The sequence below is a fragment of the Mycobacterium sp. E3247 genome, from assembly GCF_001667785.1.
Classification (GTDB): domain Bacteria; phylum Actinomycetota; class Actinomycetes; order Mycobacteriales; family Mycobacteriaceae; genus Mycobacterium.
The window spans coordinates 1-512 of the sequence record NZ_LZJG01000394.1; the positions used below are offsets into that span (position 1 = coordinate 1).

The window sequence follows — 512 nt, forward strand, 5'->3', positions numbered from 1 at the left end:
CTGGCCGCGGTGGACTGGCGACGGCGCGGTCTGGCTGACCTTGGCAAGCCCGAGGGATTTCTGGAGCGTCAAGTGCCACGATGGCTCGCCCAGCTGGAGCGCTACGGTACCCGCGATCTCCCCGAACTCGACTTCCTCGCCAACTGGCTTTCCGCCAACACCCCGACCATGAGCCCGGCCGCGGTCATCCATGGCGACTACAGCCCATTCAATGTGATGGTTGCCCCGCAACCGCCCGCTAGGCTCGCCGCAATCGTTGACTGGGACACCGGCACCATCGGTGATCCATTGCTCGACATCGGACATCTGCTGGCGCGCTGGACGGAGCCGGGTGAGGAACCCGTTATCACCCTCCAGGCTGGCGGCGCCGACGGCTATCCGACTCGCTCCCAAATGGCGACCCGTTATGCCGAGCGCACCGGACGTGATCTCTCGGCGCTGCCCTACTACGAGGCGCTGGCACTGTTCAAACTCGCCATCATCCTCGAAGGCTCGCACGCCCGGCAGGTCTG

At 65.6% G+C, this 512-nt stretch carries 1 protein-coding gene; it reads left to right on the plus strand.

The window, feature by feature from the left end; translation table 11 throughout:
- Positions 1–512, plus strand: a 512-nt coding sequence (locus tag A9X04_RS21035; RefSeq protein WP_156764457.1) for a phosphotransferase family protein, incomplete at both ends; no start/stop codon positions are given.